Genomic DNA, 8714 nt, shown 5'->3' with positions numbered 1-8714 from the left:
ACGCTCCTCGCCTTCGCCCGCGGGGTCAACGCCACCCAGATCGTCCTGGGCTCCAGCCGCCGCAAGACCTGGCAGTACGTCCTGGGCCCCGGGGTGGGTGCGACCGTCGCCCGCGACTCGGGTCCCGACCTCGACGTGCACATCGTCACCCACGAGGAGGTGGCCAGGGGGCGCGGGCTGCCCGTGGTCCGCTCCGCCGCCCGGCTCGGCCGGCCCAGGATCGTCGCGGGCTGGGTGGTCGGCGTGCTCTTCCCGGTGCTGCTGTGCCTGCTGCTGACCCACATCAGCACCGACCCCGGCCTCGCCAACGACATGCTGCTGTTCCTGGGGCTGACGGTGGCTGCCGCGCTGATCGGCGGGCTCTGGCCGGCCCTGGCCTCCGCCGCCTTCGGGTCGCTGCTGCTGAACTACTTCTTCGTCGAGCCGCTGCACCGGTTCACCATCTCCGACCCCCGCAACATCATGGCCATCTCGGTCTTCTTCGGCGTCGCGGTCTCGGTGGCCTCGGTGGTGGACCTGGCCGCCCGGCGCACGCACCAGGCCGCCCGGCTGCGGGCGGAGTCCGAGATCCTGTCCACCCTGGCCGGGAGCGTCCTGCGCGGCGAGACCGCCCTGGACGCGCTGCTGGAGCGGGTGCGCGAGACCTTCGCCATGGAATCGGTGGCCCTGCTGGAGCGGGCGGGCGAGCTGGAGCCCTGGACGCCGGCCGGCAGCGTGGGCCCCGCCCCGGCCGCCCGGCCGGAGGAGGCGGACGTGGACATGCCGATCGGCGACCACATGGCGCTGGCCCTGTCCGGGCGGGTGCTGCCCGCCGAGGACCGCCGGGTGCTCGGCGCCTTCGCCGCCCAGGCCGCCGTGGTGCTGGACCGCCAGCGGCTGGTCGGGGAGGCCGAGGAGGCCCGCCGGCTGGCCGAGGGCAACCGGATCCGCACCGCCCTGCTGGCCGCCGTCAGCCACGACCTGCGGACGCCCCTGGCCTCCATCAAGGCCTCCGTCAGCTCCCTGCGCTCCGACGACGTGGATTGGTCCGAGGAGGACCGGGCCGAGCTGCTGGAGGGCATCGAGGAGGGCGCCGACCGGCTCGACCACCTGGTGGGCAACCTGCTCGACATGTCCCGGCTGCAGACCGGCACCGTGACCCCGCTGATCCGGGAGATCGACCTGGACGAGGTGGTCCCGATGGCGCTGGGCGGCGTACCGGAGGACAGCGTCCTGCTCGACGTGCCCGAGACCCTGCCGATGGTGCGGGTGGACCCCGGCCTGCTGGAGCGGAGCGTGGCCAACGTGGTGGAGAACGCCGTCAAGTACAGCCCCCCGGGCCGGCGGGTGCTGGTCGCGGCCAGCGCCCTCGGCGACCGGGTCGAGCTCCGGGTCGTGGACCGCGGGCCCGGGGTGCCCGACGAGGCCAAGGACCGCATCTTCGCCCCGTTCCAGCGGCACGGCGACGCCCCCCGCGGGGCCGGGGTGGGCCTGGGCCTGGCGGTGGCGCGGGGCTTCGCCGAGGCCATGGACGGCACCCTCGCCGCCGAGGACACCCCGGGCGGCGGGCTGACCATGGTGCTCACCCTCCGCGCGGCCCACCGCGCCGGGCCCGCGGCGCCGGCCGGAACCGGGCACCACCCCGACGGCGTTGACCAGGCGGATCCCCTCGAACCCCGGCGGACCGGGGACCTCTCCGAACGACAGAAAGCAGGACCCCAATGACCCGGGTGCTCGTGGTGGACGACGAGCCGCAGATCGTCCGAGCCCTCGTGATCAACCTCAAGGCGCGCAAGTACGAGGTGGACGCCGCCGCCGACGGGGCGGGCGCCCTGGAACTCGCGGCCGCCCGCCACCCCGACGTGGTCGTGCTCGACCTCGGCCTGCCCGACATGGACGGGGTCGAGGTGATCAGGGGCCTGCGCGGCTGGACCCGGGTCCCGATCCTGGTCCTCTCCGCCCGGCACAGCTCCGACGAGAAGGTCGAGGCCCTCGACGCGGGCGCCGACGACTACGTCACCAAGCCCTTCGCCCGGCTGCGCGCGGCCGTCCGCCGGGCCGAGCCGGCCGCCGGGGCGGGCGAGGACGAGGTGGTCGTGGAGACCGAGGGGTTCACGGTGGACCTCGCGGCCAAGAAGGCGGTCCGCGAGGGACGCGACGTACGGCTCACCCCCACCGAGTGGCACCTGCTGGAGGTGCTCGTGCGCAACGGGGGGAAGCTCGTCAGCCAGAAACAGCTCCTCCAGGAGGTCTGGGGGCCCTCCTACGGGACCGAGACCAACTACCTGAGGGTCTACATGGCCCAGCTGCGGCGCAAGCTGGAGACGGACCCCTCGCACCCGCGCCACTTCATCACCGAACCGGGCATGGGCTACCGCTTCGAGAAGTAGCGGTGGGGCTTCGAGGGGGAGCGGCCGCGCCGGTACGCTTCCTGTATGAGTGCTGAACCGCGTCCCGAGAAGCCCGCGAAACCGGCCAGGCCGGCGGGCCGGTTCCGCCGGATGATAGAGCGGCTGTCCACCTCCCAGGAGGAGCTGCATTCGGCGGAACTGCAGGAGGACGCAGAAGCCGCGGGGTGCACGCGGATCTGCGACTGCCACGACCGCCAGATAGTCAAGGTGACCGGAACCCTGCGTACCGTCACCCTGCGGCCGCGCGCGGGCGTACCCGCCCTGGAGGCGGAGCTCTTCGACGGCTCGGCCGCGCTGGACGTGGTCTGGCTCGGGCGTCGCTCGATCGTGGGAATCGAGCCCGGGCGGCGCATGATCGCCTCCGGGCGGATCGCGATGAGCCACGGGCGCCGGGTCCTGTTCAACCCGAAGTACGAACTCCGACCGCTCGGACAGGAGCACTGACCGGTGACGTCACTCGACCGACCGTCCACACCAGGGTCCGCGCCCTCCGGCCCCCCCGGGGACCAGAAGGAGGTCACGCAGGCGGCGCTGTTCGACGCCTTCGGCGGCATCCGGGGCACCGTGGAGACGATGCTCCCCGGCCTGCTGTTCGTGATGATCTACACGATCAACAAGGACGTGACGATGTCCGCCATCGCGGCGGGCGTGGTCGCGGTGCTGCTGGTGATCGTGCGGCTGCTGCGCAAGGACACCGTCAAGCACGCCTTCAGCGGGGTCTTCGGCGTCGCGGTCGGCGTGGCCTTCGCCCTGTTCACGGGCAGCGCCAAGGGCTTCTACCTGCCCGGCATGATCTACGGGGTCGGGCTGGGCGTGGCGTTCACGCTCTCCGCGCTGGTCGGCTTCCCGCTGCTGGGCGTGATCCTGGGGCCGGTCTTCAAGGAGAACCTGTCCTGGCGCACCCGCAACCCCGGGCGCAAGAAGGCGTACACCAAGGCCAGCCTGGCCTGGGGCCTGATCTTCCTGGCGAAGTACGCGATCCTCTTCCCGCTCTACTGGTGGGGTGACGAGACCCAGCTGGGCTGGGTGCTGATCGCGCTGAAGCTCCCCCCGATGGTGCTGGCCGTGTACTTCACCTGGGTCTTCCTGGCGAAGGCACCGCCGCCGATCGACGTGATCGCCGAGTACGAGGCCGAGGAGCAGGCCGCCCGGGAGAAGAAGGCCTGAACGGCAGAACGCCGAAGGGGCGGGGTGACCACGGTCGCCCCGCCCCTTCCGCCGTTCTCAGTGCTTGGCCTGGAGGAGGTCCTCCAGCTGCCCCTCACGGGCCTGGGCGGCCACGAAGAGGAGCTCGTCGCCCGGCTCCAGGGTCTCCTCGCCGTGCGGGGTGAGCACCCGGTTGCCCCGGATGATCGTCACCAGCGAGGTGTCCTCGGGCCAGTTGATCTCGCTGATCTGGGTGCCCGCGACCGAGGAGTCGGCCGGCAGGGTCAGCTCGACCAGGTTGGCGTCGCCGTGGCTGAAGCGCAGCAGGCGCACCAGGTCGCCGACGCTGACGGCCTCCTCGACCAGGGCCGACATCAGGCGCGGCGTGGAGACCGCGACGTCGACGCCCCAGGACTCGTTGAAGAGCCACTCGTTCTTCGGGTTGTTCACCCGCGCCACGACCCGGGGGACCCCGTACTCGGTCTTGGCGAGGAGGGAGACGACCAGGTTCACCTTGTCGTCACCGGTGGCGGCGATGACCACGTTGCAGCGCTGCAGCGCCGCCTCGTCGAGCGAGGTGATCTCGCAGGCGTCGGCCAGCAGCCATTCCGCCTGCGGCACCCGCTCCACCGAGATGGCGGTCGGCGCCTTGTCCACGAGGAGCACCTCGTGGCCGTTCTCCAGCAGCTCGCCCGCGATGGAGCGGCCCACGGCCCCGGCTCCGGCGATCGCGACCCTCATGCGTGTGCCTCCTCGGGGCCCTCGGCGAAGACCGCCTCGACCTTGTCGATCTCGTCCGTGCGCATCATCACGTGGACGAGGTCGCCCTCCTGGAGCACGGTCTGCGAAGTCGGCAGCATCGCCTCGCCCAGACGGGTGAGGAACGCCACGCGCACGCCCGTCTCCTCCTGGAGCTTGCTGACCTTGTGGCCGATCCAGGCGGGGGAGGTGTGCACCTCCGCGAGCTGGACGCCGCCGCTCGGGTCGCGCCACAGGGGCTCGGCGCCCGACGGCAGCAGCCGGCGCAGCATCTGGTCGGCGGTCCACCGTACGGTCGCGACGGTGGGGATGCCGAGGCGCTGGTACACCTCGGCGCGCTTGGGGTCGTAGATGCGGGCGGCCACGTTCTCGACACCGAACATCTCGCGGGCCACGCGGGCTGCGATGATGTTGGAATTGTCACCACTGCTGACCGCGGCGAAGGCTCCCGCCTCCTCGATCCCGGCCTCGCGCAGGGTGTCCTGGTCGAAGCCGACCCCGGTGACGCGGCGGCCGCCGAACGAAGCCCCGAGCCGGCGGAATGCGGTGGGGTCCTGGTCGACGACGGCGACCGTATGCCCCTGCTGCTCCAAGGTCTGCGCGAGGGCGGAGCCCACTCTTCCGCAGCCCATAATGACGATGTGCACGGCCGTCCTTCCGGCTGTCAGCGGCTCGCTGGTTTCCAGCCTCATTGCATGCTCTGGCTAAACAGGGTCTCAGACCATGGCCCAAGCTACACACGGGTGGTCACCGGTGTGACCATTTGGGGTCCGCCGGGTGCCTCATTGGCGGCGCATTGGTGAGGATCACGGACCGGGGGTTCGTCAGCCCGATATCGAACGCTTACGATCCTCTGCGTGTCCAAACTGACCGACGTGCCCAAACGGATCCTGATCGGCCGGGCGCTGCGCAGCGACCGCCTCGGGGAAACGCTCCTCCCCAAGCGGATCGCCCTTCCCGTCTTCGCCTCCGACCCGCTCTCGTCCGTGGCCTATGCCCCCGGCGAGGTACTGCTGGTCCTGTCGATCGCGGGTGTGTCGGCGTACCACTTCAGCCCCTGGATCGCGCTCGCGGTCGTCGTGCTGATGTTCACCGTCGTGGCTTCCTACCGGCAGAACGTCCACGCGTACCCCAGCGGCGGCGGCGACTACGAGGTCGCCAACACCAACCTCGGCCCCAAGGCCGGGCTGACCGTGGCGAGCGCCCTGCTCGTCGACTACGTCCTCACCGTCGCCGTGTCCATTTCCTCCGGTGTCGAGAATCTCGGCTCCGCCGTCGATTTCGTCATCGAGCACAAGGTGCTCTCGGCGATCATCATGATTCTGCTCCTCACGCTGATGAACCTGCGCGGAGTGAAGGAATCCGGGAAGCTCTTCGCCATCCCGACCTATGTGTTCGTCGGCGCCGTTTTCGTCATGATCGGCTGGGGCGCCTGGCGCGGCCTCGTGATGGGCGACACGATGACGGCGCCCACCGCCCATCTGGAGATCAAGGCGGAACACCAGGGGCTGGCCGGCTTCGCGCTGGTCTTCCTGCTGCTGCGCGCCTTCTCCTCCGGCTGTGCCGCCCTGACCGGTGTCGAGGCCATCAGCAACGGCGTGCCGGCCTTCCGCAAGCCCAAGAGCAAGAACGCCGCCACCACCCTCGCGCTCATGGGCGGCCTGGCCGTCACCATGTTCTGCGGGATCATCGCCCTGGCCATGGCCACCGACGTGCGCATGGCCGAGTCCCCCGCCACCAACCTGCTGGACAACGGCGTCCCGGTCGGCGACAGCTTCGTCCAGCACCCGGTGATCTCCCAGGTGGCCGAGGCCGTCTTCGGCAACGGCAGCATCCTGTTCGTCGTCCTGGCGACCGCGACGGCCCTGGTCCTCTTCCTGGCCGCCAACACCGCGTACAACGGCTTCCCGCTGCTCGGCTCGATCCTGGCCCAGGACCGCTACCTGCCGCGCCAGCTGCACACCCGCGGCGACCGGCTGGCCTTCTCCAACGGCATCGTGCTGCTCGCCGGCGCCGCCATGCTGCTGGTGTGGATCTACGACGCCGACTCCACCAAGCTGATCCAGCTGTACATCGTCGGCGTGTTCGTCTCCTTCACGCTCAGCCAGATCGGCATGGTCCGGCACTGGAACCGCCACCTGGCGACCGAGCGCGACCAGGCCGCCCGCCGCCGGATGCACCGCTCCCGGGCCATCAACACCTTCGGCGCGATCTTCACCGGTTTGGTCCTGGTCGTCGTCCTGGCGACCAAGTTCACCCACGGCGCGTGGGTCGCCCTCCTGGGCATGCTGATCTTCTACGGCACCATGACCGCCATCCGGAAGCACTACGACCGGGTCGCCGCCGAGATCGCCGCGGACGAGGGCCCCACCGACGACAGCGTGCGCCCCTCCCGGGTCCACTCCATCGTCCTGGTCTCCAAGGTCCACAAGCCCACCCTGCGCGCCCTGGCCTTCGCCAAGCTGACCCGCTCGGACACGCTGGAGGCGCTGAGCATCAGCGTGGACGCGCCCGAGACCAAGGCGCTCAAGGAGGAGTGGGAGCGGCGCGGGATCAACGTCCCGCTGAAGATCCTCGACTCGCCCTACCGGGAGATCACCCGGCCGGTGGTCGAGTACGTCAAGGGGCTGCGCAGCGAGAACCCGCGCGACGCGGTCAGCGTCTACATCCCCGAGTACGTCGTCGGACGCTGGTACGAGCACCTGCTGCACAACCAGAGCGCGCTGCGCCTCAAGGGCCGGCTGCTCTTCACCCCCGGCGTGATGGTCACCTCGGTGCCCTACCAGCTGGAGTCCTCGGAGCTCGCCCGCAGGCGGGCCCGCAAGCGCCAGGAGTGGAACGCCCCGGGCGCGGTGCGCCGCGGCCCCGTCGACACCCCGCGGCCGCGTCCGAAGGACCCGGCGGGGAAGTAGCCCGACGGGTGGCGAACGGCCGGACGAGATCCACGTAAACTGGTGGGTCGGTCGTCCGGCCGTTCCCTTTTTGCCCCTGATCTCCCTGGAGTCTCCCCGCCATGACCGAGCAGAACGAGAAGCAGTCACTGGTCGGGGAGGAGTACGAGGTCGAGGTCGGCCCCGTCGCGCACGGCGGCCACTGCATCGCCCGCACGGCCGACGGCCGCGTCCTGTTCGTCCGCCACACCCTCCCGGGCGAGAAGGTCATCGCGCGCGTGACGGAGGGCGAGGCGGGCTCCCGCTTCCTGCGCGCCGACGCGATCACGGTCCTCACCGCCTCCAAGGACCGGGTCGAGGCCCCCTGCGCGTTCGCCGGCCCCGGCAAGTGCGGCGGCTGCGACTGGCAGCACGCCAAGCCGGGCGCCCAGCGCCGGCTCAAGGGCGAGGTCGTCGCCGAGCAGCTCAAGCGGCTCGCCGGCCTCACCCCCGAGGAGGCCGGCTGGGACGGCACCGTGGCCCCCGCCGAGGGCGACAAGCTGCCGGCCGGCGAGGTCCCGCAGTGGCGCACCCGCGTCCAGTACGCCATCGACGAGGACGGCCGCGTCGGCCTGCGCAAGCACCGCTCGCACGACATCGAGCCGGTCGACCACTGCATGATCGCGGCGCCCGGCGTCACCGAACTCGGCATCGAGAAGCGCTCCTGGCCGGCGATGGCCTCCGTCGAGGCGATCGCCGCCTCGGGCTCGAACGACCGCCAGGTCGTCCTCACCCCCCGCCCCGGCGGCCGCCTCCCGCTCGTCGAGCTCGACAAGCCGGTCTCCGTCCTCCGGGTCGAGGAGAAGGACGGCGGGGTGCACCGCGTCCACGGCCGCCCCTTCGTCCGCGAGCGCGCCGACGGCCGCACCTACCGCGTCGGGATGGGCGGCTTCTGGCAGGTCCACCCGCAGGCCGCCGACACCCTGATCAAGGCCGTCATGCAGGGCCTGATGCCGCGCAAGGGCGAGATGGCCCTCGACCTCTACTGCGGCGTCGGCATCTTCGCTGGCGCCCTCGCCGAGCGCCTCGGCGAGACCGGGGCGGTCCTCGGCATCGAGTCGGGCAAGCGCGCGGTGGAGGACGCCCGCCACAACCTGGCGGACTTCCCCCGCGTCCGCATCGAGCAGGGCAAGGTCGACACCGCCCTCCCGCGCACCGGGATCACCGAATGCGACCTGATCGTCCTGGACCCCCCGCGCGCGGGCGCCGGCAAGCAGACGGTCCGCCACATCGCGAGCCTCTCGGCCCGCCGCATCGCCTACGTCGCCTGCGACCCGGCGGCCCTGGCCCGCGACCTGGGCTACTTCAAGGAGGCGGGCTACAAGGTCCGCACCCTCCGCGTCTTCGACCTCTTCCCGATGACGCACCACGTGGAGTGCGTGGCGATCCTTGAGCCGGTGGAGAAGAAGGGCTGACCCGGGCCGGTACCCCGGCGGCGCTGACTCCCGGCTAGGTCGTCTCTTTCGGATCTTGCCGGTCAAGCCCGCGT

The 8714-nt window shown here is 71.3% G+C and carries 8 protein-coding genes; 6 read left to right on the top strand and 2 right to left on the bottom strand.

Annotation, left to right across the window (positions count from 1 at the left end; genetic code table 11):
- The 4 genes from VR44_RS18790 to VR44_RS18775 form a co-directional block, all read left to right on the top strand.
- The coding region (locus VR44_RS18790) for a DUF4118 domain-containing protein (RefSeq protein ID WP_245691971.1) at positions 1-1704 on the top strand (1704 nt) is incomplete at its 5' end.
- A complete protein-coding gene (locus VR44_RS18785) occupies positions 1701-2369 on the top strand; it encodes a response regulator (protein ID WP_045948694.1) in 669 nt (222 codons plus the stop codon). The genes VR44_RS18790 and VR44_RS18785, both read left to right, overlap by 4 nt.
- 45 nt (positions 2370-2414) lie before the next feature.
- Complete coding sequence (locus VR44_RS18780; protein WP_079430186.1) at positions 2415-2834, top strand: OB-fold nucleic acid binding domain-containing protein; 420 nt, start codon at positions 2415-2417, stop codon at positions 2832-2834.
- 3 nt (positions 2835-2837) lie between these two features.
- Positions 2838-3557 (top strand): DUF3159 domain-containing protein, encoded by a 720-nt coding sequence (locus VR44_RS18775; protein WP_045948693.1) that lies wholly within the window; start codon positions 2838-2840, stop codon positions 3555-3557.
- 57 nt (positions 3558-3614) lie between these two features.
- Here VR44_RS18775 and VR44_RS18770 read toward each other — a convergent pair whose 3' ends face one another.
- Entirely contained in the window at positions 3615-4277 is a 663-nt protein-coding gene (locus VR44_RS18770) for a potassium channel family protein (protein WP_045948692.1), read from the bottom strand.
- The gene (locus tag VR44_RS18765) at positions 4274-4942 is read right to left on the bottom strand and encodes a potassium channel family protein (protein ID WP_094191742.1); all 669 of its coding nucleotides are present in this window, start codon (positions 4940-4942) and stop codon (positions 4274-4276) included. The genes VR44_RS18770 and VR44_RS18765 overlap by 4 nt, the downstream gene beginning before the upstream one ends.
- Before the next feature lie 210 nt (positions 4943-5152).
- Here VR44_RS18765 and VR44_RS18760 point away from each other — a divergent pair, with 210 nt between their 5' ends.
- On the top strand, positions 5153-7207 hold the full coding sequence (locus VR44_RS18760) for an APC family permease (RefSeq protein ID WP_045948690.1): 2055 nt from the start codon (positions 5153-5155) through the stop codon (positions 7205-7207).
- 101 nt (positions 7208-7308) lie between these two features.
- The gene (locus tag VR44_RS18755; protein WP_045948689.1) at positions 7309-8640 is read left to right on the top strand and encodes a class I SAM-dependent RNA methyltransferase; all 1332 of its coding nucleotides are present in this window, start codon (positions 7309-7311) and stop codon (positions 8638-8640) included.
- The last annotated feature ends 74 nt before the right edge of the window (positions 8641-8714 follow it).

It is taken from the genome of Streptomyces katrae (assembly GCF_000966975.1).
Classification (GTDB): Bacteria; Actinomycetota; Actinomycetes; order Streptomycetales; family Streptomycetaceae; genus Streptomyces; species Streptomyces katrae.
The sequence above is the reverse complement of the archived record's forward strand: the minus strand, read 5'-3'. Positions and strand labels throughout refer to the sequence as shown.

Coding starts and splice junctions, on each gene's coding strand:
- VR44_RS18770 (WP_045948692.1), bottom strand. CDS start 4,277: ATGAGGGTCGCGATCGCCGGAGCCGGGGCCGTGGGCCGCTCCATCGCG.
- VR44_RS18780 (WP_079430186.1), top strand. CDS start 2,415: ATGAGTGCTGAACCGCGTCCCGAGAAGCCCGCGAAACCGGCCAGGCCG.
- VR44_RS18785 (WP_045948694.1), top strand. CDS start 1,701: ATGACCCGGGTGCTCGTGGTGGACGACGAGCCGCAGATCGTCCGAGCC.
- VR44_RS18755 (WP_045948689.1), top strand. CDS start 7,309: ATGACCGAGCAGAACGAGAAGCAGTCACTGGTCGGGGAGGAGTACGAG.